This window comes from Runella sp. (genome assembly GCF_965279615.1).
GTDB lineage: Bacteria > Bacteroidota > Bacteroidia > Cytophagales > Spirosomataceae > Runella.
Window position 1 is genome coordinate 5564002 of sequence record NZ_OZ257252.1, and the last position, 23516, is coordinate 5587517.

At 44.4% G+C, this 23516-nt stretch carries 20 protein-coding genes; 3 read left to right on the forward strand and 17 right to left on the reverse strand.

Going from position 1 to position 23516, the window contains the following annotated elements:
* Positions 1-2 precede the first annotated feature (2 nt).
* Positions 3-1448 (forward strand): BamA/TamA family outer membrane protein, encoded by a 1446-nt coding sequence (locus ACQY73_RS23405; protein ID WP_428655599.1) that lies wholly within the window; start codon positions 3-5, stop codon positions 1446-1448.
* Here the strand turns inward: ACQY73_RS23405 and ACQY73_RS23410 are convergent.
* The 4 genes from ACQY73_RS23410 to ACQY73_RS23425 all read right to left on the reverse strand — a co-directional run bounded on the left by ACQY73_RS23410 (position 1421) and on the right by ACQY73_RS23425 (position 8200).
* Positions 1421-3391, reverse strand: coding sequence for an ArnT family glycosyltransferase (locus ACQY73_RS23410; RefSeq protein ID WP_428655601.1), 1971 nt, complete (start codon positions 3389-3391; stop codon positions 1421-1423). The two genes, ACQY73_RS23405 and ACQY73_RS23410, sit on opposite strands and share 28 nt — an antisense overlap.
* Before the next feature lie 23 nt (positions 3392-3414).
* On the reverse strand, positions 3415-4713 hold the full coding sequence (locus tag ACQY73_RS23415) for a hypothetical protein (protein ID WP_428655603.1): 1299 nt from the start codon (positions 4711-4713) through the stop codon (positions 3415-3417).
* 12 nt (positions 4714-4725) lie between these two features.
* Entirely contained in the window at positions 4726-5775 is a 1050-nt protein-coding gene (locus ACQY73_RS23420; RefSeq protein WP_428655605.1) for a DUF4249 domain-containing protein, read from the reverse strand.
* Between the two features lie 73 nt (positions 5776-5848).
* Entirely contained in the window at positions 5849-8200 is a 2352-nt protein-coding gene (locus tag ACQY73_RS23425) for a TonB-dependent receptor (RefSeq protein ID WP_428655607.1), read from the reverse strand.
* A gap of 180 nt (positions 8201-8380) precedes the next feature.
* Between ACQY73_RS23425 and ACQY73_RS23430 the strand changes: the two genes are divergently transcribed.
* Complete coding sequence (locus ACQY73_RS23430) at positions 8381-8950, forward strand: hypothetical protein (protein ID WP_428655608.1); 570 nt, start codon at positions 8381-8383, stop codon at positions 8948-8950.
* Positions 8951-9129: 179 nt separating this feature from the next.
* Here the strand turns inward: ACQY73_RS23430 and ACQY73_RS23435 are convergent, their stop codons facing one another.
* The 7 genes from ACQY73_RS23435 to ACQY73_RS23465 form a co-directional block, all read right to left on the reverse strand.
* Entirely contained in the window at positions 9130-10263 is a 1134-nt protein-coding gene (locus ACQY73_RS23435; RefSeq protein ID WP_428655610.1) for an aspartate aminotransferase family protein, read from the reverse strand.
* Between the two features lie 247 nt (positions 10264-10510).
* Complete coding sequence (locus ACQY73_RS23440; RefSeq protein WP_428655613.1) at positions 10511-11887, reverse strand: alkaline phosphatase family protein; 1377 nt, start codon at positions 11885-11887, stop codon at positions 10511-10513.
* Positions 11888-11947: 60 nt separating this feature from the next.
* On the reverse strand, positions 11948-13141 hold the full coding sequence (gene eboE / locus ACQY73_RS23445) for a metabolite traffic protein EboE (RefSeq protein WP_428655615.1): 1194 nt from the start codon (positions 13139-13141) through the stop codon (positions 11948-11950).
* A 99-nt stretch (positions 13142-13240) separates the two neighbouring features.
* On the reverse strand, positions 13241-14407 hold the full coding sequence (locus tag ACQY73_RS23450) for a 3-dehydroquinate synthase (protein ID WP_428655617.1): 1167 nt from the start codon (positions 14405-14407) through the stop codon (positions 13241-13243).
* A 13-nt stretch (positions 14408-14420) separates the two neighbouring features.
* Positions 14421-15290, reverse strand: a complete 870-nt coding sequence (eboC, locus tag ACQY73_RS23455) for a UbiA-like protein EboC (protein ID WP_428655619.1) — start codon at positions 15288-15290, stop codon at positions 14421-14423.
* A gap of 1 nt (position 15291) precedes the next feature.
* On the reverse strand, positions 15292-16311 hold the full coding sequence (locus ACQY73_RS23460) for a TatD family hydrolase (RefSeq protein WP_428655622.1): 1020 nt from the start codon (positions 16309-16311) through the stop codon (positions 15292-15294).
* Positions 16312-16321: 10 nt separating this feature from the next.
* Positions 16322-17161 (reverse strand): EboA domain-containing protein, encoded by an 840-nt coding sequence (locus ACQY73_RS23465; protein WP_428655624.1) that lies wholly within the window; start codon positions 17159-17161, stop codon positions 16322-16324.
* A 184-nt stretch (positions 17162-17345) separates the two neighbouring features.
* Here ACQY73_RS23465 and moaC point away from each other — a divergent pair, with 184 nt between their 5' ends.
* On the forward strand, positions 17346-17819 hold the full coding sequence (moaC, locus tag ACQY73_RS23470) for a cyclic pyranopterin monophosphate synthase MoaC (protein ID WP_428655626.1): 474 nt from the start codon (positions 17346-17348) through the stop codon (positions 17817-17819).
* A 34-nt stretch (positions 17820-17853) separates the two neighbouring features.
* On the opposite strand, the gene ACQY73_RS23475 is transcribed toward moaC, so the two are convergent.
* The 6 genes from ACQY73_RS23475 to ACQY73_RS23500 all read right to left on the reverse strand — a co-directional run bounded on the left by ACQY73_RS23475 (position 17854) and on the right by ACQY73_RS23500 (position 23509).
* Positions 17854-18924: a hypothetical protein gene (locus ACQY73_RS23475; RefSeq protein ID WP_428655629.1), complete on the reverse strand. Its 1071-nt coding sequence runs from the start codon at positions 18922-18924 to the stop codon at positions 17854-17856.
* A gap of 70 nt (positions 18925-18994) precedes the next feature.
* The gene (locus ACQY73_RS23480) at positions 18995-19903 is read right to left on the reverse strand and encodes a HEAT repeat domain-containing protein (RefSeq protein WP_428655632.1); all 909 of its coding nucleotides are present in this window, start codon (positions 19901-19903) and stop codon (positions 18995-18997) included.
* Positions 19904-20010: 107 nt separating this feature from the next.
* Entirely contained in the window at positions 20011-20529 is a 519-nt protein-coding gene (locus ACQY73_RS23485) for an RNA polymerase sigma factor (protein ID WP_428655634.1), read from the reverse strand.
* Positions 20530-20735: 206 nt separating this feature from the next.
* A complete protein-coding gene (locus ACQY73_RS23490; protein WP_428655636.1) occupies positions 20736-21686 on the reverse strand; it encodes an N-acetylornithine carbamoyltransferase in 951 nt (316 codons plus the stop codon).
* Positions 21687-21933: 247 nt separating this feature from the next.
* Positions 21934-22515, reverse strand: coding sequence for a glutathione peroxidase (locus tag ACQY73_RS23495; RefSeq protein WP_428655638.1), 582 nt, complete (start codon positions 22513-22515; stop codon positions 21934-21936).
* Between the two features lie 88 nt (positions 22516-22603).
* Positions 22604-23509, reverse strand: a complete 906-nt coding sequence (locus ACQY73_RS23500) for a hypothetical protein (protein ID WP_428655640.1) — start codon at positions 23507-23509, stop codon at positions 22604-22606.
* Positions 23510-23516: the final 7 nt, after the last annotated feature.

The window sequence follows — 23516 nt, forward strand, 5'->3', positions numbered from 1 at the left end:
CTATGCTTCTTCTCTCTTTTCTTTCCACTTTCTGGCTGTCACTTTTGGGAACTTCAGCGGATACTACCGAAAAAGTAGTAGTACGCCAAGTAGCCTTTACGGGTAATTTTCGTACGCGGGAACGCATTATTCGGCGAGAGATGGATGTACGCGCCGGAGATACGCTCTCGTACCGAAAACTGGATTCATTGCTTTTATACGACCGCCGTAAAATATTGAATACCAATCTTTTTGTAACGGTAGAGTTGCGAAAAAAGCCCGTCGTTGATACAACCCAATTGGTGTACATCACGGCGGATGGAAAACGCATAGCGAATCTAAAAGAGATAGATCTCGAAGTCATTGTCAAAGAGCAATGGTACTTATTGGCGTTTCCCGTGTTTCAACTGGCCGACCGTAATTTTAATGAATGGTGGTACGAACGAGGCCGAGACCTGAGCCGCACGATCTACGGCGTCTATGCATTACACCAAAATCTGACGGGTAATAATGATAAACTGCGATTACGTGCCGAATTTGGATTTATTCCTCGCCTGGATATTTATTATTCCATTCCTTATTTGGATAAAAAACAGCGTACCGGGATGACTATTGGGATATTACGTCTGACCAACCGCGCCTTGGCGTACCGTACCAATCGTGATAAATTAACCTTTTTGACCGGCAGCGAAGGGCGCACGCGCGAACGGATCGTACCGTATCTGACCATTACACACCGCCCTAAATTTTACGGCTACCATTCATTCAGCGCGCAATATTCGACTACTTCTATCACGGATACCATTGCAAAGCTAAATCCGAACTATTTTTTGAACGGCAATAAACGGCAGAACTACCTTCAACTTGCGTATTCGCATTTTTATGACCGCCGTGATCGTGGACAATATGCCTTGAAAGGATATATCTACGGTATTTATGTCAGCAAAACGGGTATTTTACCCAAAGATGATGTGAACATATTTGAGACGACCGTGGATTTTGGACAGTTTATACCTTTGGCTAAAAAGCTGTTTTTCAGCTATTTGTCTGAAGCTAAATTTTCAACGCCGGGGCGGCAGCCATTTCTGCAAACACGCGGACTGGGCTATGGCGGTGATTTGGTCAGAGGGTATGAACTATATGTGATTGACGGTCAGCATTACGGATATGTCAAAACAAATCTCCGCTATCAGGCACTTAATCGTGTTTTCAACCTGAGCAAGATCATCAAATTTCGCCAGTTCAATACATTCCCGTTGGCTATTTATCCCAACATTTACGCCGATTTTGGGTATGTGCGCAATCAATATCCCGAACTTAACAACAGCAAATTGGCCAATCGACTTTTGGCGGGCGTAGGAGTCGGGATCGACATTGTGTCTTGGTACAATTTTGTGGGGCATCTCAATTACTCCGTTAATCACCTCGGCGAAGCAAGGCCTTACTTTTCGTTTGGACGGGAGTTCTGATCTTGACGAAGTTCATACAACCATACCTTTTTATGATTTATTGATTGATTCTCAAAGCTTTTGCCCTTAAAACTGATAGCCGGTTGATTGAGTGTTGTTGACACAATGCAGTCAATCCTGTCGGAACTTAACGCTAATTTTTTGGTCGGATTTTTCGTCACCAGAATGTGTATCGGATGGCGCATCTTACCATGAACCGGACTGAATAAAGGATACTCACAGTCATCTTCGGCCATAATAAGCCCTATTCTTTCATATTTTTCTTTTTCGATCTCCTTCACAATGTTTTCGTATTCCTTATACAGATCAGGATGTTGAGGAAAGAATTTTTTATAACGGTTGTCCATGATGGAGATTTCGGCCGTAATGTTTGAAAAAGGGACATACACAAAAGGCCGATACCGGTTAAACAGTACAACTAACGAAACATAGGCGATCAAAACAGGTAAGAGAAAGTGCAAGGCCTTATGAAAGAAGGGTTTCAGGTGGGCAATACAGCACATTAAAGGTACTGATGTCAGAAACAATGGTGTATGAAGCCTTGTGTGCCAAGGTTGCCATTTAAGGACAAAACAGAACAAAAACCCCTGCAATAAAACGACCGTTGTATAAAGCAAAAGAGCATTGGGTTTTACACGGTGTTTCAGTAAATAAACGACTGCAACAGTCAATGTAAATAATAGCAAGCAGATATGGATGGGGTTGGGCGCTAAGTCCTCGTGGTTAAAAACAGGAGGAATAGTGTTGTACTTACTATTGAGGAAATTAACACCGGGATGATTTATATCAATGCCGGCAATGGTGTGCAGCTTATACATTGCCCGGTTTATAATGGGATCAAAAGGGACAGGGCTTATATGAAGACCTATATTTTTTAGAACGCTTGAAACCAACAACGATGGACTCATGCTTCGGTTGGAATACGAGCCGCCTGCACCCAATGGATTATGCGTAAGACTGTAATTGCGCACATAAAGGCCTGCGTTGATGCTCAGACAAATGATAACGATGATGGTGGCAGGGTACAGGAATGAAAAAGAGTTGTTTTTCAATTGGCTGTATATCATTGTTCCGCCATACACCAAAAAAACAGGAATCAAATAAAGGTAAGCGGTGCCTTTTGTAAGAATGCCGATGCCTGCCGATAAGCCCAGAAAGAGAACGTTTTTAAGGGTGGTTTCTTTCGTGGTTTTTATGGCAAAATAGAGTGAAGTTAAAATGAAAAAAGAAACGACGATGTCATTTTGAGTACTTGATGCCTGTAAAACTACTTCCGGAATGGTAATGGCCAAAACAACCGCAATGAGCTGATAGTGACGATTCAGCCCCAATAATTCGATCAGCGACGCAAGGGCAATGAAGCAAAAGAGTAAAAAAAACAGTTGGACGGAAGCGGAAAAATAGTCGTTGCCCGTCAGAATATTAATGTGTAGAATAATATATTCACTAAATGGCGGTTGATACACTTGGCGGAAAATATGCGTTGGATAATGAGCAACCGACCCGTGACTTATCCAACTCGTAGTTCTGGCCAAATGATAGGTCAACGAATCATAATTATTGGGAGGGTAAGCAATCCCCTGAATAAAAACAAGAAGTAATAAAACCGAAACGCTCAATAATAAAATATTCTCCCATGAGCTTGATTTAGAACGATATACGATGATTTTTTGCGTAAAATCCCGAATAAAAAGACCAACTGTTTTTTTATGTTTTAACAGAAACACCAAAAGAAGGATAGAGAAGAAGCTCCAACTTATAAGCAGTGATTGAAAGTGAAGAATTTGAAAGGTGCCTGTCAGTTCGGTAACTAGAATAAGTAAGGCAGAAAACAGCAGCACACTGCTTAAAATAGCCTCTTTGGCGCTTATTTGGCCGTAAGTATGACTTCCATAACTTAAAAACAATAAACCAAAACAGAGCAATAAGATGCCGATTGCCATCAAATTTTTTTTTTTCGATTTACCTATTTCGGTTCAAAAATCCAAACATCCTTTGCAACGCTGAATTCGGCGGTACCGATGGGAGTGGTAATGGCACGATAGCCCATTAAAAATCCGATCCGATTGTTGCGCCCCACGGCGGTTACGTTGGCGTTGCCCTCGCCGGGATAGTCAGTTAGATAGCTCCAACTATCGGCTTTATCATCATAGAGCCACAGATCGCGGTAGCCCTCGCCCGTTTTTGAATTGACCCCCAATCCATAAACACCTCCTTTGGTTATTGAAATAGCAGCACCTCGCTGACGGTCTTTAAAAGGGATCGTTTTACGCGATGTCCATTGATTTTTAACGGGGTCAAAAGCCCATAGGCTGCCATCGTCTTCCGAGAGAATAAAGCCTTTTTCGCCCGCGGTAAAAGCCAACAATTTTGTCAGTGATTTTTTGGGAAATTCGGCCCCTTTTACAAGTTCCCAACCCGTTGGCGTGATGCGGTTTTGGTATTTCCAGAGGCGATATTGATTGCCGACTTCCAACACATACAGATCGGGCAAATTTGTACCGATGGCAAATTGTACCGTTGGAACATCGTCACCTACGTAATCATACGCTACTCCGTCGCGGTAATCGTCAAATGATTTTTGATAGGTATAAGCGGCGTTTGGTTCGGGCGAATAGAAATAGCCACCTCCAAAGAAATACGTTGTTTGATCGGCATAAGGCAGGTAAATAGGGGCATAGCGTGCCGGCAAGGCCGTTGTTACATTCAGGCTTCCCTGCCAATTTACGCCCCCATAATACGTCCACTGCTGACTTGTGCTTTCGGAAGAAAGGTTGGTTCGGGTAAAAGCGGTTATGCTGAAACCGCCATAACTCTCATTTAGCCAACCATACGAAAGTGGTTGACCTTCAAAGTTTACGGAAGCAATTTGGCGCCAATTGGGGTTTAAAACTACGTTGCGCTCATTGCTGTAGGTAACTTCTGAGCCTTTTTTGGTATATAATCGAAAATAGTATCGTTGGTTGGGTTGCAGATTGGCAATGGTTGCGGACAACGCTTTGCCGCTCCCGCCGCTCTGCTGAACCGCCGCCTGTTGATTGGTGATGGTTGGCTTGGAGGTAAGACCATAAGCAATGCCAAATTCGACGCCTTCCACCACCGACGATTCTCCCTGAATCAAGGCCGTTCCTTTGGCATAATCGGGGGTAACCGAGAATAATTTCAGGGTTGATTGGGCAGCAGTTTCTTCATTGACAACGGCAGGCTCGCACGAGTTTATCGCCGGCAAAAGAAGCATCCAATAAAATATAAATAACGATCTCATGGTGTTTGTTTTTTACCAGCCGCTTGGTTTAAAAGGAGTCGTACCGGGGAAAAGGACTGTGCAACCACCCGTTAAAACAAAGGGCTGTGCCGATACTTCAATTCGCTGTCTTTTTGCTTCATCGGTTTCGTAAATGACCAATTTTTTTCTGGAAATGGCCGAAGCTCCGAAATACCCGAGCGCCAGTTTGTTGGGATCCGATTTGAGCGAAATATTTCCTTCAACGGGGCTGGGCAAAGGATCAAAAATGCTTCCGGTACGGGTCAATTGTTCGTTCATTCGTCGCCAAAATTGGTACACATCACGACTCAACGAAAACTGACTTACTTCCACCAAATAGGGGGCATTAGTGTAAGCAGGACTGTAGATCATTAATCTTTTTTGAACGTTATTGCCGTCAAAATCAGCATCGGTTTCAATATCAATGTTTTCTCTTCTGAACGCTTGCCAACATTGTCTATTGTCCATCGCTCCCGTGATGGGGTTAAACACGCCTGTTGTAAGGCGCATTCGATAGCCATTGGCTTGCCAGCGGTAATAATTGGGGACACCTTTAGGATCTTTGGTGTCTAAAAATACATTGTATCCTACGTTTTGCTCACCGCTGCCGGTTTCGGTAAATTCACTGTATACTTGATTGATCTCCGGAACTTCTGAAAGTTTTTCGGGAGTAGATTCATATACTTCGCCATTGGGCAGTTCGATCATAAGGGTATATGTACGACCCGTTTGCCCTCTGAAGGTCGGGTCATTGGTTTGGTATTTCCCCGGTTCTTCTAATACCTGTTCAAATTGTGTTTTTTTGCCTTGGTCGTCGCTGAGGGTGATGCGGGCACCGCTGATCGCCTGATTTTCATTGATGCGGTTTGATGCCTCGTATATGCCCGTATAGGTCAGCTTGACGATGTAAGGCGGCGCTTCGTTCGTGATCATTCCATCAACCACCAGCACAGGTTTTTCTACCCGAATGGCTAAGTCTATCTCGCGAATGCACGAAACGAGCAATCCCGAAAGCAACGTTGCCAAGATGAATTTACTTTTTATTTTTCTGATTATTTTCATGAATAGGTTGGCCGAAGCCATCATTATTTTTGTGCGTAATGAAATGTTTTATTACGCTTCTGAGGTCACTTTTTTAAAAATTATAATTCCACGACAATGCAGGAACAATGCTGCCGAATACTGCCAATTGATAAGCGCGTGTTACTCGATTGAATCGAGCAAAATAGACAGAATAAGGATTTTCCCGCCCATATACATTGTACAATGAAAATACCCACATGCTGTAGCGTTGCTGTTCTTTGTTCTGCCGTGTATTCTTCGTAATTGCCCAATCCAGTCGGTGATAGTCAGGAATCCGGTCAACATTACGAAGAGAATAATTGATCAAAGGGTAACCCGCTACGCTGTAATTACCATCGGGATAAATGGCAGGGCGACCTGAATTATACGTAAAATTGGCTGACATTGACCAGCCGCGTCCCATGCTTAAATTGGCGGCAACGTTGAGTATATGAGGCTTATCATAATTGGCCGGAAACCAATTTCCCCGATTGATCTGCTCCAGTGGATAGGGCGTAATGGACTGGATGAATGTTCGGGCGTAGGTATAATTGATCTGACCCGTAAATTTGCCTTTGTTCTTTTTGGCGCTGACTTCAACCCCATACGCCAACCCGCGAGCGCTGATGAGTGCTGTTTCAAGTTGAGGATTTAACAATAAAATAGCGCCGTTTTTAGCCTCCAGCAACGAGCTGATATTTTTGTAATACCCTTCAATTGAAAATTCATATACATTGTCTTTCAAATTGAGGTAATAACCGGCAGCGTATTGGTCGGCGATCTGTGGTGGTAAATAACTGTCGCTCAATTTCCAAAAATCGGCGGGAGAAATGGCCGTTGTGTTGGTGATAAGGTGCAAATACTGTCGCGTGCGATTGTAGCTTAACTTGATCGAATGCATTTTACTCAATCCGATCCGTACAGAGATACGCGGTTCAAAACCGCCGTACGATTGAATCTTTTGACCTGCACTGTATGACGTACTTTCAGTAACTGTTTCCGGCGCTCGGGGCACGCCTGCTTCATAGTTATAGACTGTTTTGGGGCCGACCAACGAAAAGGTTGCGTAACGCAGTCCGGTTTGTACCGTAAGCCAGCGCGCTGCATTCCATTCTTCGCTGATATAAGCGCTGTATTCATAGCCTTGCTCGTTGGCAACGGCTTTGGGGTTGATATTGCTTTCGTCATCTACTCGGGTACGGTAGCCGGGGGCTACATCGTAGCGTATCATACCGGCGCCTGCTTCAAGTTTGTGTGCTTCGGAAGGGGTAAAGACCAGATTCGTTTTTAACTCTTTGTGCGTGATACCTGATTGAAACCGAAACCGATAGAATTCCTTAATTCCTTCCATTTGGAATTTATAATCACTGTAAACGGCAGCGGCGTTGATCGAAAATTTGTCGTTCAGTTGAGCATTCCATTGCAAAGAAGCTGCTTTCGCGTTCCAACTGTAAACGGTATCGTCAGGAAATTTGAAATCGTCGTGATTGAGATAGGTGGAAAGAGTGAGTTGTTGATTTTTACCAACCTGATAGCGAAGCTTAGCATTCAGATCATAGAAAAAAGCGCGGCTGTTGCTGAGTCGATCGGGGAATTTTTTGATCATCCAATTGGGGTAAGCAATACGGCCTCCAAGGACAAAGGTGAGTTTTTTTCCTAAGGGACCTTCCGCCACCAACCGGGCACTTACGTTGCCTGCTCCTACCTGATAATTGACTCTGTCAGGATTGCCGTTTTTGAGATTGATATTCATCAACGAAGAAAGACGACCCCCGTATTGGGCCGGAATACCTGCTTTATAAAGTGTTACATCCTGAACAACATCGGGGTTTACGTTGGTAAAAAAACCTAATAAGTGAGACGTGCTGAAAAGTGGCATTTCGTCCAAAAGCACTAAGTTCTGATCGGTACGTCCTCCGCGCACGTTAAATCCTGCCGCTCCTTCACCGACGGTAGAAACGCCCGGTTGGAGCAGAAGTGCTTTGATAATATCAGCCTCGCCAAATACCACCGGGATACGGCGGAGACTCTTCGTATCAAGTTTTAAGGTACTCATTTCGATGCTTGAAACGTTGGCATCTTCGCGGTTGGTTTTGACCGTTACTTCATCCAATTGCTTGAATTCTTCGGCCATTTCAAATACATAACGGGTATCTTTTTTAGGTTCAAAATAACGCATTTTAGGATAGTAGCCCACTGCCGTAACGCGTAAATTAAAACCCGTAGAAGGCACTGATAATGCATAATTCCCGCTGCTGTCGGAAGTGATTCCGACGTTGGTATTAAGCATTTGGATGGTAGCGCCGCTAATGGGTTGCTGCGTATTTTTATTAACTATTTTCCCAAATAATCGAATTTGGCCGTCGGCTTCGTAGATAGTCAATAAAGAAGCAAGAAGGGAGAAAAGAATAAAATGGTGTTTCATAGGTTAAAAGAATCGCTTATGGGAGCGGCCTTCTCCTTCAAAAGTAAAATATTTTATAAAAATTTTTTCATTTTACATTTTAAAAAAAAGCAAAATTGCGACGAACGGGGTAAATATGTTACTTTCGCACTACTATCATCCCTACATCCAATGAGAGTAAATTTTACAAATCGGATTTATTTGACAATTTTAATCGCATTAAGTGCTGTTTGGATATGCGCGTGCGATACAAAGAACCAACAGGCAAGTGAAGAAGGTAAGCCTTCGGCAGATACGTTGTCGGGTGCTGTTACGAATGTGCCCAACACCAGTCAATCAGAATTATTGAGGACGGTGCTTGGGAAATCGGGCGGAGATTTTCGCGGGGTGAATTTTGGTGATCCGGTCAGTAAAATTAAGGAACTGGAGTCATTTGAGCTTTTTGAAGATAGTACAAATCACGTCGGCTTTACGTACGAAACCGATAATTTTGAAGCGATTGACGTGTTATATTACTTGGATAATAACCAATTGCTCAAAGGCATCCGGGTAGATGTTTACCTAAATGATGAACCTTCGGTCAAAGGTCTTTGGTCGCAGTTTGAAACGTATTTGTCCGGGAAATATGCCCTTGATAAAAAACAGGACAAGGTCACATTCTGGAAAGATAAAGGAGGCAGAATAGTGAAGCTGGAAGACGTAAGCAAAGGCAAAGACTTTGGATTAAGGTTGAGTATCGGCACCAAAGGAATTAAAGAAATGCCTATGTAGACGCAGTCGCTCGTGTCTTGCGAGTGACGATTATTATAAGGCCTCGGGCCTTTTATAACCGAGGCTGGAAGCCTCAAAATAGTCGTCACTCGCGAGACGCGAGCGACTGCTGACGCAAAAAAATAGAGCAGGATGTGAGAATCCTGCTCCACGTATTACGTATTAATTTCAAAAAAGACTTACGCCAATACGCGTACTTCTTTGCTCAAAGCTTCTAAGAAAATATCAACCTCGGCTTTGGTAAGCGCCAGTGAAGGCAGCAACCGGATAATATTTTTACCGGCTACGCCCGTGAACAGTTTATAGTCAAAAAGCAACTTGTTGCGCAGTTCCTCCACCGGAAAATCGTACTCGATCCCGATCATCAGGCCGCGGCCGCGCAGTTCTTTATAACCGCCGATTTCGGTAAGGCTTTTCATCAAATAGTCTCCAATTTCGGTCGCATTTGCCATCAGATTTTCGTCTTTCATAATGTCCAATACGGCGATTCCGGCCGCGCAGGCGAGGTGATTGCCTCCAAAAGTGGTGCCGAGCATCCCGTATTTAGCCTGGAATTTAGGCGAGATCAAAACCCCTGCAATCGGGAAGCCGTTACCCATGCCTTTGGCTGTGGTGTAAATATCGGCTTTGAGGTTGGGGTAATGTTGGTTGGAGAAAAATTTCCCCGAACGTCCGTACCCGCACTGCACGCTGTCTAAGATAAAGGTGGTATTTGTCTCATCGCATTTTTTACGAATTGCCCGAAGAAATTCTTCTGAGGCAACCTGAATACCGCCAACTCCCTGAATACCTTCCACAATGACCGCACACACGTCCGTCATGTCGTGATTACGAACGGCGTCGGCGTCGTTGAAAGGTAAGAACGTAACGTGTTCGTTATGATTAACAGGCGCTACAATTGACGGATTATCAGTGATCGCAACTGCGCCGGAAGTACGTCCGTGAAACGATTTTTTGAACGCCACTACTTTACTGCCACCGTTGTAGAACGAGGCTAATTTGAGCGCATTTTCGTTGGCTTCGGCCCCTGAATTGCACAAAAAGAGTGTATAATCAGGACAATCCGATAATTCTCCGAGTTTTTGGGCGAGTTCTTCCTGTAGCGGTATCCTGACAGAGTTGGAATAAAAGTTAATTCGTCGCAACTGTTCCGTCATTTTTTCGACGTAATGTGGGTGGCAATGACCCACAGAAATCACGGCGTGTCCGCCGTAAAGGTCGAGGTATTTCTCGCCTTTGCTGTCCCATAACCAGGAGCCTTGCGCCCGGACGGGTTCGATGTCGTAAATCGGATAAACGTTAAAAAGATTCATGGTCAAAAAACTGAAAAATTTGACAAAGATACTGAATGTAACGTTATTGTTGATTTAGGATTTACGATTTTGGATTTTATTACTTTTAAAAGAAGTCATGGCTAAAGCCGGGAAGCATGAGTAGTATCAGCCTGGCCCCATGTTTCAGCATGGAGTTAGAGGAAAAATAGAGTTTGGAGAAAAGCATGTCTTCTAACCTCATACATGCTTTAGCTTGGGGCAAAATCATAGAAGCAAGCGAAGGGATTTAGCCTTGACCTTTGACTAAATGATTCCAAATTACATCATATACCTCAGGTGCCTGTAACTCCTTTTGTGGCAAAGGAGTATCGGTAACGCAAATCGGATAAAATTCTTTGGGGGCGCTAACGCCTCCGTGTGAGCCTTTGATCAGGGTGGCGTCCAATGGAATGACATCCATTAAATAGCGGAAACCCAACAGTTTGCGGGCAAGTTTGTAGCCTGCTCTGAGTTTAATAAGCGGATTTTTAGGGTCCATAAACATCTCCACAGGATCGTATCCGGGCTTGCGGTGAATATCGACCAAATGAGCGTAATCAGGAGCTTTGGCATCATCAAACCAATAATAGTAAGTAAACCAACTGTCGGTTGAGGCAATGGCGACCAAATCGCCGGAGCGCTCGTGGTCGAGATGATGTGCTTTTTTACCTTCTTCGTCCAGCACCATTTCAATACCCGGCGTCTGTTCCAACCGTTTTTTTACCTGTTTTTTTACCGAAGGGTCGTTAAGATAAACGTGAGCGATCTGGTGGTCGGCCGTGGCAAATGCTTTGGAAGCGCCGGCGTCTAAGAGTTCATACCAACGTTCGGTCCGAACCGCAATTAAGCCTTCTTCACGCAAAATCCGATTGATGTGCACCGGCCGATTGACGGGGTTGATGCCGTATTCGGAAAGAAGGATGATCTTGGTTTTTTTAGCTTCGTAAAAGCGCACCAACTCTTCCACTACTTTATCTATTTCGTTCAATTCTTTACTGATTTTGGTGAAATCAGGCCCGAATTTTTGCAAACAATAATCCAAATGAGGTAAATAAATGAGCGTCAGTGTGGGATTGTGTTTGTTGTCTACCCACATGGAGGCATCGGCGATCCATTTTGTTGACTTTATGTTGGCGTTAGGACCCCAAAAACTGAACAATGGAAATTGTCCCAAATCCTTTTGTAATTCATCACGCAGGCTGGCCGGATATGCATAACAGTCAGGCGCTTTTACGCCGTCGGCGTGGTATTGAGGGCGGGGAGTAACGGAATAGTCGGCGGTAGAATACATATTGTACCACCAAAACATTTTCGAACACGTAAATGATGGGTCCCGGCGTTTGGCAACATCCCAAATTTTTTCGGCTTTTACGAGTTGATTGGATTGCTTCCAAAATTTTACTTCAGTATCGTCGCGGTCGTACCAGCCATTTCCTACAATACCGTGTTCCGAAGGCCATTTGCCGGTCACGTAACAACTTTGCGGAGTTGTGGTAACGGCGGGTAAAACGGGTTTAATGGGAGTGATGTAGCGTGACTTGATGTAGTTGCTCAAGAAAGGAGTATGTTCTCCGATCAGATTGGCACTTAAGCCTACAATATCAATAACGACGGTCTTTTGCATTGATGTGATTTATATAAAAGCATTCATTTGTCGGCTGCGTCGCAACCATCGACAATTCTATTAAAGCTGACCTTTTACCCACTCTAACTCTCTTACGATTGATTCACCGATCGGCTTTTGAATATCGGCCGGCAAAACGCCCCACGTATACGTTTCCACCTCCAAATGTTGCGTAAAAGGAGTGGCTTTGTGGACATTCAGGGTTTTTACAATATCAGCTTGGGTGGAATCAAGTAAACCGTATGATTCAATAAACAATGGCACGTGGAAGTGAATGCGCCATTCGGTTTGTTGGGCGGTATCAGCCTCTAATGCGTCAGGCAAGTCGCGGTATCTTTGAAAATTACCTTCGTTGGTTTTAGCAACCACCTGATGTAGGTATACAGGCTCGTCAAATGACTGAATAGCGTTTAGTTTTTCTCCTCTATTTTCCTGTAAATCAATCTTTATCGCAGAACTTATCTGGATTTTTCCAACTCTAATGCCTATTTCATTCAGTTGATCTACAATAGCTTGCGGCTCTTCATAGCTTACCGCAAAATGGCAGACATCATAACATAACTGGATATGAGTCAACAATGCTTCTTTGGCTTCTTCGGGAGAAAAATCGTGCGTTTCCTGTAAATAAGCAATGCCCTTTGGTAAAAAATAATCAGCGTACCAGTCGATAAATTCCTGTCCGTTTTCCAGAATTCCGTCGGGTTCAGGCTCAATATCAAGGTGCATGAGCTTGCCTGTGGTACGGTGAAGTTCAATCAATGTATCGGCAACCTGAAGAATATTTTCTGTGGCTATTTTGATAGCTTGCTGGGTTTCTTCTTCGCTTTGCCACCAATAGCGGTACGATAAAGGTGAGGTAGAAACGCCGCCTTCCAAGCCATCGGGCAGCAGTTGTGCCAAGATACGAAAGAGGCGTTTGGTGTATTCGGTGCGGTTGGTGGTAGTCCAATCAGGTGTATGAACATCATCTTTAACACGCGTAGCGTGAAAGCCTCCGTACGGAAAACCATTCATGGTAAACACGTATATATCATTGGCTTCCAACCAAGCTTTAAATTCTGTCAAACGTTCCGGATTGGAGAGTTCAATCGAGGCTTCATTGGCTAAGCGCAATCCCAGTGCAAACGGTGCATCCGGAGAAAGCTGACTTTTTATGAACGGGAGATTGTCCTGTAGGGTTTTGAAATGCTCATCCCAACGTTCGCCGGGGTGAATATTGCTGCAATAAGTGAGGTGTCCGTGTGGAGTTTGCATTAGGGAATGAAGTTAGGGGCTTTATTGGAACACACATTCGTAATCTACTCAAACCTATAAGGTTTACATATAGGTTTAAAACAGGGTTATAATTAAAGGTTAGCTCATTAACAAACTCGAATAATGTCCTTCCAAATAATCCACCGCTTCGGCAATGAGGTCGGAGTCCATTTCGTGAACTTCTACGCCTTTGCCGATTTTTTCAAGTAGCATGATGGTCAGGCGTCCGCCTAAATGTTCCCGAAACTCCCGCAGACCGTTGCGAAGGTTTATCTTATCATTTTCGGCGAGTTTGGGATGATACAGGTCAAAGCCGAGTTTTTGAATAACGGTCAAAATCCGCTGTAATTCGTTTTCACTCAACTTGCCTGCTTTTACTGAATAAACGCTGTCCAAGGCAATACCAATGGCTACTGCTTCGCCGTGACGTATCTGAAAATCAGTAAGATATTCTAATTTGTGCGCTGCCCAATGCCCGAAATCCAACGGACGAGAAGAGCCAAACTCAAACGGATCGCCGCTGCGAATGTGTTCTACGTGCATTTCGGCACAGCGATGGATCAGGTACGCCATGGCTTCTTCGTTGCGTTGGGCCAGAGCTTCTGCATTGGATTCTATCCATTCAAAAAAAACTTTGTCTTTAATGAGGGATACTTTTATCGCTTCCGCAATGCCCGAACGCCAATCGCGGTCGTCGAGGCTTTGAAGAAATGAAAGGTCATTAAAGACGGCTATCGGAGGGGCAAACGTTCCTAAAAAATTTTTCTTTCCCTGATAATTAATGCCGTTTTTTACACCAACGCCCGAATCATTTTGTGAAAGAACCGTGGTTGGAATTCGAATGTGTTTCACTCCGCGATGCGATACTGCGGCGGCATATCCCACAAGATCCAAAATAGCGCCTCCACCAATGCCAACTACAAACGAGTGACGATCAATACCGTATTCGTCAATGGCTTCTACGATTTTATCAAAAAGAGCAGGATCGTTTTTGGCTTCTTCGCCGCCCGGCAGAACGAGAATATTCGGTACTAATTTTACGGCATCTTCCAGCGTCGCAAAATAAGAAATGATTGATTGTTGAAGCGTCGGATAATGTGCCGAAAAGCCGCCATCAACGACCAAAAGTGCTTTGCGCTGAAAACCGGCTTCACCAAAGGAACGGAAAAAACTGCTTAATGTATTGTTTTTCAGGTCAAACAGCTCTTTGGTAAAAAAGATCGAATATGTATAAGGAACCTGAAATGATTGTTGTAAGGTCTGCATAATGTTAAAGTCGCTATGTGACCGCAAACGCGCGGGCTAATAGTATTGAAAGTGGAAGCAGTAGGAGAACACCAAGTGCGACAGGCCAGTTCCCAAAGGCAATGCACCAAGCGGCATTCATTACAATTAAAGAAAGCACGCCTGCTTTTACCGCTTTACCGATGTTTGGGCCAATGGGGTTTTGAATGGCATTCCACAACGGACGACCCACCAACAATGCATGGAGGGCTATCAAAAGCAACGCCATAGAACCATTGCCTTGATTGGCTGCTACAAGAAATTGGATCGCATGAACGCTGGTATAAAGCGAGGCCGCAATGTAAAGCGAGCGACGTTTTCCTCCGTGTACTTCGTCCTGACTGATCAATGTGATGGCTCCAATATACGCAATAGGCACCAATGCCAGCCAGCCCCATTCCGATAAAGACGTACTGACGGAGCTCATACCCAAAAGCAAATTACCACCGCGACAAAGCCCCATCGTAAGCGGACCGAATACCGCGCTGTGTTTGGCATAACGATTATAGACAAGGGCTAAAACTGCTACCGCCGAGGCAATTTCTGCGCTTAATAAACTGAAAAGCCCTGCCGAAATAATACCCAACAGTAATAACGAAATACCCATAAAAGCGGCAGCACTCAAGGGCACTCTGCCGCTCGGAATGGGTCGCTCGGGCCGCTCGATGGCATCCAGTTTGGCGTCGAATACGTCGTTCATTACTACGCCTCCGCCGTACAAACCTACCGTAGAAAGCAGTAGCCAATACGATGAACCGGTGTTAAACGAAAATTGAGCAATCGTCATTCCGGACAATATATCAGCAATAGCCGTGACGATATTGGCGGGGCGGGTAAGTTGAAGATATGATTTTAAAACACTCACGTTATCGAATTACTAAAGAATCTTTGGCCACGCGGGGCTGTTGGCCGCCGCGTAAAATGGTATTTCCGTTAAATTTCGCACTTTGGTCTACATTCAGGCCGTTCTCAAAATCGCTGACGTCAATTTGGCCGCTTTGGGCAAAGGCATCAATGGCGTTTTGGTAGGTTACGAGCCGAATGGTTTCGTCCGAAATTCCCCGCATTTTCATCAACGCCGCTGTTTTCGGAATCGCCAATGGGTCTGAAATTCCCCAATCGGCGGCCGAATTGACCATGATCCGCTCGGGACCGTAATGCTCCACTACTTTTACCATCCGTTCGTTTCCCATTTTGGTAAAAGGATAGATTGTAAATGCCGCCCAAAAGCCTTGGTCCAGTACGCTCTTCACGGTTTCTTCGTTGTTGTGATCTACAATCACCCATGAAGGGTCTAAGCCGTGTTCGAGGGCAATGGCCATGCTCCGCTCCGTTCCTTTCTTCTTGTCACGGTGCGGCGTGTGGATCTGGACGGGCAGATTCGCTTTTTTGGCTAGCTCTAATTGCAGGCGATAATATTTCTCTTCGGCGGCGGTTTGGTCGTCAAAACCGATTTCTCCCACGCCCACTACCCCTTCTTTATAAATATACAACGGCAGGATTTCCATAACCTGTTCGGCCAACGGTTCATTGTTGGCTTCGCGGGAGTTAAGGCCAATCGTGCAATAATGTTTTATTCCAAATTGCGACGACCGAAAGCGTTCCCATCCTACCAGACTGCTGTAATAATCTTTAAAGGTAGAAAGTCCGGTACGTGGCTGACCTACCCAAAAGGCCGGCTCAATGAGCGCTACAATACCCGCATCGTACATAGCCTGATAGTCGTCAGTGGTGCGGGAAACCATGTGAATATGCGGGTCAAAAAAACGCATCCCGCGAATTAACTCTCGGTAATCATCCCAGCCCATGTCGCGGTGGGTAATGATCTCATCAGTTTCCTCAAAATGAGAGGGATTTTGCGCTAAATCTTTGTCGGTTAGGCACATAACAGTAGGGTCAATAAAGTTCGAGGTGGGTCCAGGTCAATTGGTTATTATGAACGGTTTTTTCCAAATCAGGGTACTTTTCAAGCAATTGTTTAGCAGGTTCATAATCGGAATGATAACAGGTAAGCGCCGCCGCCTGTTGGTCATGCACTGATTGTGAATTAAAAAGATGCTCAATATCTGATAGAAGCTCGGCATTCAAAAATTTACTCACTAATCGCCAAACCTGTGCCGGTACCGTGCGGCCTGCGGCCCAACGTTCATGGGCAAAATCAGAAAGCGTAAAGGCCAGATTCTCATTGACTCTATCCTCCAATCCTACGATAAAATGAATGGGCTTATCGTTGAAAATGGTTTTCAACACCAATTGATTCCAGGCAAGTTCTGTGAAATGTTGGGCGGGATATGGATTGCGCAGCGCAATGGCATCAAATACTACGCCCATGTTTGAGCGCACGGCGTCGGTTGCTCTGAAAAGCCATTTTTCGGGATAGTCCAGCATCGCAAGCGACGAATAAAGCGCCACCAATTCGTTCATTTCGGCAGTATCAAAAAGCGTTCCTATATGACGGCAATAGGATTCTTTGTTGACAGTATCCAAACAACTCAACAACCATACGCGGCTTAATCGTACAATTCCCCAATCTTCTACCGAAAAACCGGGCAATGTTTCGTTCAATTCAACCGTCTGTTTCACCGTCGGTTTGACTGTACGCTTGGCCAAAAAACGGGGTGCCGCCACAAAAGCGGTCATTAGTTCCAAGGGCTCGGCGGCACCTTTCTCTTCCAGCCAATGGGCCTCGGAAGGAGTAAGTTGTGCGCTGAGAATTTCCCAAAGAAGACTGTTCATTTGAGTCAACATACTGATTTTTGCGTTACTTTCCGTTCGGGTTATTACATTCAACTTCTTCACAAAGGTACAATGGTAGCGGAAGGGTGCCTATAATAAAATGATAAAAATTAGCTAAAGCCGTAAATGTATTAACGCAGATAGCTGATTCTTTGCGTATTTTGTAATTAAAATAAACGAACGAATGTCTCTTACTCATTTAAATTCTGAAGGAAATCCCGTTATGGTGGATGTGTCAGAAAAAGCGGTGACCAAACGGGTAGCTAAAGCGCGCAGTATTGTAGTGCTGGGCGACGCAATCATGGACCTGCTCCAAAATGACGAAATTTATAGCAAGAAAGGCCCCGTTTTTCAAACGGCCATCATTGCGGGAGTCATGGCAGCCAAGCGCACCGGAGAGTTGATTCCGTTGTGTCACCCGTTGGGATTGGAAAATTGTCAGGTAGAAATTACGGTAAATGAAGCCCGCGAAGTGGTCATTGAATGTACGGCAAGCGTAACGGGAAAAACCGGCATTGAAATGGAAGCACTCACGGGTGCAAGTGTAGCGGCGTTGACCATCTATGACATGTGCAAAGCCATGAGCCAACACATTATTATAAAAGAAACCCGTCTCGTTGCCAAGACGGGTGGTAAAAAAGATTTTTATCTAACGTAGAGACGCCGCACCGGCGTCTCTACGTTATGCGTTCTTATTTTTTCTTTCTCAAATATACATTACCGCGAGTAGCGCGAATGGATACTTTGGTTTGAGGGTCATTGAGCACATATCTGGGGGCATTACGGTCGCTGTCCCATAATTTGTATTGTCCATCTGAATAGGAGTAGAATACGCCGTTTTGACCATTGGCCACAATTACGTTGTCATCACTGACGTAACCTCTGGTGACGACTGTTGCGGGTGAGGTAGTGCGAATAGTCCCTCCAACGGCACTTCCTACCTGCACACCTTGTCCGGTGGCGATTTCAGCGTCCTGTTTTGATTTCCAGCCGCTTACTGTAACATCTCTATCGTACTGTGCTCTTTTAGCGGCAGTTGCGTTGTTACGTAATTCTTCCGCTACTTTCTTTTCTTCTTCCAACGCTTTTGCGTCAGGAATATAAGGTTTCAGATCCAAGTCAGTAAACATATTGCCGTCGGAAGAACTGATGCTGAACAATACCTTTGCTTTTTCAGAAACGCTGACGTCGATATTGCCACCGTAGCTGACAATCGAAGAAGGTTTATCGGGCATTTTGTCATCATAAATCACTTTGATTTCGCCTTGGCTGGAATTGGCTACAACGGGTCCGGTTACATTCGTCAATGTAATTGCTTCGTAATTGGTATTGACTTCAATGCTGCCTTCCATTGATGAGATAGACATTCCTGTTTCGTTGCATGAGCAGGAATTACGTTTCTTTACCACCAATCCCAATTCCTTGGGAATCTTCATTTTATAAAGGGCTTTTCCTTTCATCACAACGGTGATTTTGAGCACATCGCCGGTGACATTGGTCGATAAGCCAATGTTTGTATTGTCAACTCCTGCTGCCGATAATGGACGGAGCCCGTCGGCTTCTTTAGGTACATTGGGTACATTGAGTGCTTCGACAATGATTTCATCGCCGCTATAGCCTTCAATGTCAAGTTGTTTGGCGTCAATGTCCATGATAACCCGTTTATTGGCACCGCTGAACTTGGTTTTAAAGGTCTTGGACTCTTGGGCATACGTGCCGCCGGCAACGACCAGGGCGCAGACTAAAAGCATGAATTTTTGCATGGCTTTATGAGAATGATTAGGTTTTGAATTAGTTGTTTTAGACCCTTAGAGGGCAATGGTTGTACATAAACTACTCGGTAATCATGGACAGCTCTCCGATGCTGCTTCTGGCCAAAAGCCGTACGGATTCGTCCACTTTTTCGTCTTTTTGAAGTTGTTCAAAAATGGGTAAGCTTTCTTTTACTTTCATCCGCACCAACGTTTCGATGAGCGTTGATTGCTCGGCAGGTTCGCTGGTTTGGGTGAGTTGACTGACTAATACTTTTTTAACATCATCGGTTGGTTTAAATCGCTCTAAAGTTTCGATGGTGGAGAGGCGTACGTTCAGACTTTCATCTTCCCGTAACGTTTTGATCAATGCCTGAATAACGGCGGGTTTGGGATTGTTAAGCGCTGCCGCGTAGTTAAGTCCTTTGAGTCTTTCGGAAGCCGAACGATCTTTTAAAAGCCCCAAAATCACTAATTCCTGCGTCATTTTCATCTCTCGTCGCAGCGAAGCTATTTGTTGCGCGATGGACTCTGTTTTCAATTTCTTTCCCGGTTCGTCGGTCAGATTTACTAATTCTGTTACTGATTCCTGTGTTGGTAATAGGCTGTCAATAGGTTTTTTTGTGGTTGGTGCAGCAGTAATGGTACGGTATTCAATATGAGTGGGAGCAGTTTGACGACCCAACCAAAAAGTGATCGCAATACCCGCTACGGCGGCAGCATACCGTAGATAAATGCGCCACGGTTGAGGTTTAAGCGCCACAATGGTGGTTTCCATCATTTTTTCGCCTTGCAAGGAACGATAAAACTTGGCATCCATTTCGTCGTCTGTCTCCGCTTCCGCATTTTGCAGGTCATGCCAAACGCGCCGTAACTCCTCAACTTCTTTGCGCAAAACGGGGTCGGAAGCCAGCCGCTGCTCAAAGACAACCCGTTCGGCTTCGGAGAGAAGCCCCAGCAGGTAATCCGTTATGATTTGTTCGTTTAACATCGCTTTTTTGCTTAAACTGTTGGCACTGTTTTACGGAGTTTTGAGAAACTCCTTTGTTAGGTTTGAGAACCAAACCGCACTTTTAGTAATTCACTCCTCACTTTCGACTACTCACGACTTACATTAAAATACAGATCCCGTAATTTTTGCATGGCTCTGAATACTCTCACTTTCACGTTGGCAACCGAAAGACCCAATGTTTGGCCGATTTCTTCGTAACTCATATTTTGAAACCGACTCAACAACAGCACTTCACGGTATTGGTCGGGCAATTGCGCCAGTGCATAATGTAAGTACTGGTGCTGCTCTTCCGTTTCGTCGTACGACTCACCTACATCCGGAACGTCGGCAAGGTCGGAGTGCGTTGGGTTTTGTTTGAGGTAATCAAAAAAAACATTTCGGGCAATCTCCAACACCCACGTTCGAAACGAGGCGCCTTCACGATACGTATGCCGATAGCGCAACATGCGCAGAAATACCTGTTGTGTCAGATCACGGGCATTCTCACGGTCGCTTTGTCGGTAAAGGAAGAAGTTCAGCAACGACTTCTTGTAACGTTCGTACAAGATGGCCGCCTTGTCTAAATCTCCTTGGCTTACGGCATACATGGCCTGTTCGTCGGTCATGGGCTGTTTGGGTTTTCATAGAGAGATTACTGAACGAGGGGGGAAAGGTTACACTTGGGTAACGGAAAAATAATAAACTGAAAAATAGTAAATGTAAAAGTATTGATAAACAGGACTTTAAAGAAAAATATTTTTTTCTAAAAAAATACCCTCTTTCGTTTTTTTCGAAAGAGGGTAAATCAATGATAGGTGTCGTTGACGATTTATTAGGGCAATTCTGCCAAAATTCGCTTCAATACTGCCTGTGCCGACCACACGCGGTTGCCGGCTTGCTCCACCACGATAGATTGCGGACTGTCGAGCACTTCATCGGTTACTTTCACATTGCGACGAACGGGCAGACAGTGCATGAATTTTCCATTATTGGTCAGCTCCATTTTCTGTTTTGTGATCATCCATGATGGATCTTTGGTCAGCACCTGACCATATTGCTGATACGAAGACCAGTTTTTGGCATAAATAAAATCAGCTCCTTCAAAAGCTTCATCCTGATTATAAATTACGTTGGCGTCGCCGACAAAGGATGGTGCTAATTCATAACCTTCCGGGTGTGTAATGACAAAATCCACGTCACGGCGGTTCATCCATTCACAAAAGGAATTGGCTACGGCCTGCGGCAACGCTTTAAAATGCGGAGCCCACGTCAAAACAACTTTGGGGCGAGCGGTGGTTTTGTATTCTTCAATCGTAATACAGTCGGCCAATGATTGTAATGGGTGGCGAGTGGCGGATTCCAAATTGACGATGGGGACACCTGCGTATTTTTTGAATTGGCTCATGACCGTTTCGGCGTAATCTTTTTCACGATCCTGCAAGCCTGCAAAAGCGCGAACGGCCAGAATATCACAGTATTTTCCCATCACTGCTGCCGCTTCTTTGACGTGCTCTGCATTATTCCCATCCATTACCACGCCTTCTTCCAATTCCAATCCCCAACTGTCCTGACCTACGTTCAGCGCCATTGTATTCATGCCTAAATTCTGGGCAGCGCGCTGTGTGCTTAGGCGTGTGCGAAGGCTTTGGTTGAAAAACAACAAACCAATGGTTTTGTTTTTACCCAAATCTTGGAATTCAAAAGGAGATTGTTTGTGCCGAAGCCCTTCCTGCACAAGGGCATCAATGTCGGGAACATCGTGAACGGAAATGAAATGTTGCATCGTTAAAAATGAAGTCGGAGCGCCGAGTCGGTGGTGTTATACGTAAACAAAATTGCAAAATTGTTTTAATAGTAGTCTATTTTAAAACAACACCAATAAAAAGAGCGCGATTAAAAGTTATATTGACTTTTAATCGCGCTCTTTAGTGTAAATATGATTTTTGTACTCTGTAGGGACAGGCTTTACGTCTGCCCTCTGACGTCTGGAACTTTGGAAGAGGGCAGACGCAAGGCCTGCCCCTACAGTTTTAGATACCTACTGCTGTTTTGAATTCTTCGTCGGTCGGTTTTATTTTAGAAGCGAAGAAATGAGTAAGTTTTCCATTTTCGTCCACTACGTATTTGCAGAAATTCCAAGTGGGAACTTTGTCATTCCAACCGTTAAGGTTTTTGTCAGACAACCATTTGTAAAGTGGATGCTGTTTTTCTCCGATAACGTCAATTTTCGAGAACATAGGGAAGGTCACGCCGTAATTCTTTTTGCAGAATGCGGCAATTTCTTCGTCTGTGCCTGACTCCTGCTCTTTGAAATTGTTGGCAGGGAAGCCTAAAACCACAACTTTATCGCCGTATTGCTCATAGAATTTCTCCCAATCAGCATATTGAGGCGTATAGCCACACTTTGAAGCCACATTAAGTATTACAATTTTTTTGCCTTTGTATTGGCTCAACGGAATCTCTTTGTTTCCTTCCAACGCTTTCATTTTGAAATCATACACGGAAGCAGAAGGTGCGACATTTTCAGAGTTAACGCGTACTTCACTTTTGTTGGCAAAAAGACCGGTCAAAAGGGTCAAAAGCATGGCAAACAGGGATTTAATTGTGATCATTTGTTTGAAGGTTTTAAGTGAGCAATGGCAAGTGTGTAACGAACTATAAAAGAAGATTGTTCAGTCAAACTTGTAATAATTTCAAAAATCATTCAAAAGAGCCTAAAATTTCCTGATAAGAGATCAAAAAGATAGCTGCTACGGCCAAAACCAGCCCTAATTTGTTAAGGGGTTGAAGTTTTTCTTTAAACAATACCCAAGCCAAAAAGGCGGACATAAGCATGCTCAACACATTATAAATGGGAAAAACAAACGCAGCACTGTTGCCGAAATCGCTCAAAGCGCCTAACAAAAAGTAAAAAGACAAAAAATTGGGAAAACCAAGAAGCAATCCTCCGGCAACGCTCCGCCAACTTACTTTTTCGTTTGCCGTCAATACTTTAAAGAGTAAAAAAGACGTCCCCACCAAAATGGCACCGGTACAGGCAAGGGCAGTGAAAAGTGCCGATTGTTCGGGGCGATAAAACGTGGCACTTATGTAATTGATGAGTGTATTGTTGGTGCCGCTTCCTAAAAATAACAAAACCGGCAGAAACAACACCCAACCGCTCTTTGCCGCTTTGCCTGTATCTTCTTTTTTGATGGTGCTGAACGCCAACGCCAGCAACGCCAGTAACAGACCCATATAATTCCAGAAAGTAAAGTCTTTATTATTGTTTTTAAAGACAAATAATCCAAACAATACAGGAATCACCAGCGACATATTTCCCGCCAAAGAAGCCGCCGTTACGCCTACTTTGGTGGTCGTAAAACCAATAAGTACAAAAACGATAACGAACATTGTTCCAAGCGCCAACGTTAGCAGGGTAGGAGTAGATGTCCAGTCGGCAATGAAGTATTGATTGCGGTCGGGCATGAAGGCAAGGCCCATTGCGACGCAGGTATAATAATTAAAAATAACCGCATGCAACGGATTAACCTGATACTTGGTAAATGACCGCATGATCAGGTACAATGAAACAGTAAAAACAACGGCGAGAATAAAATTAAGCATTGATAAG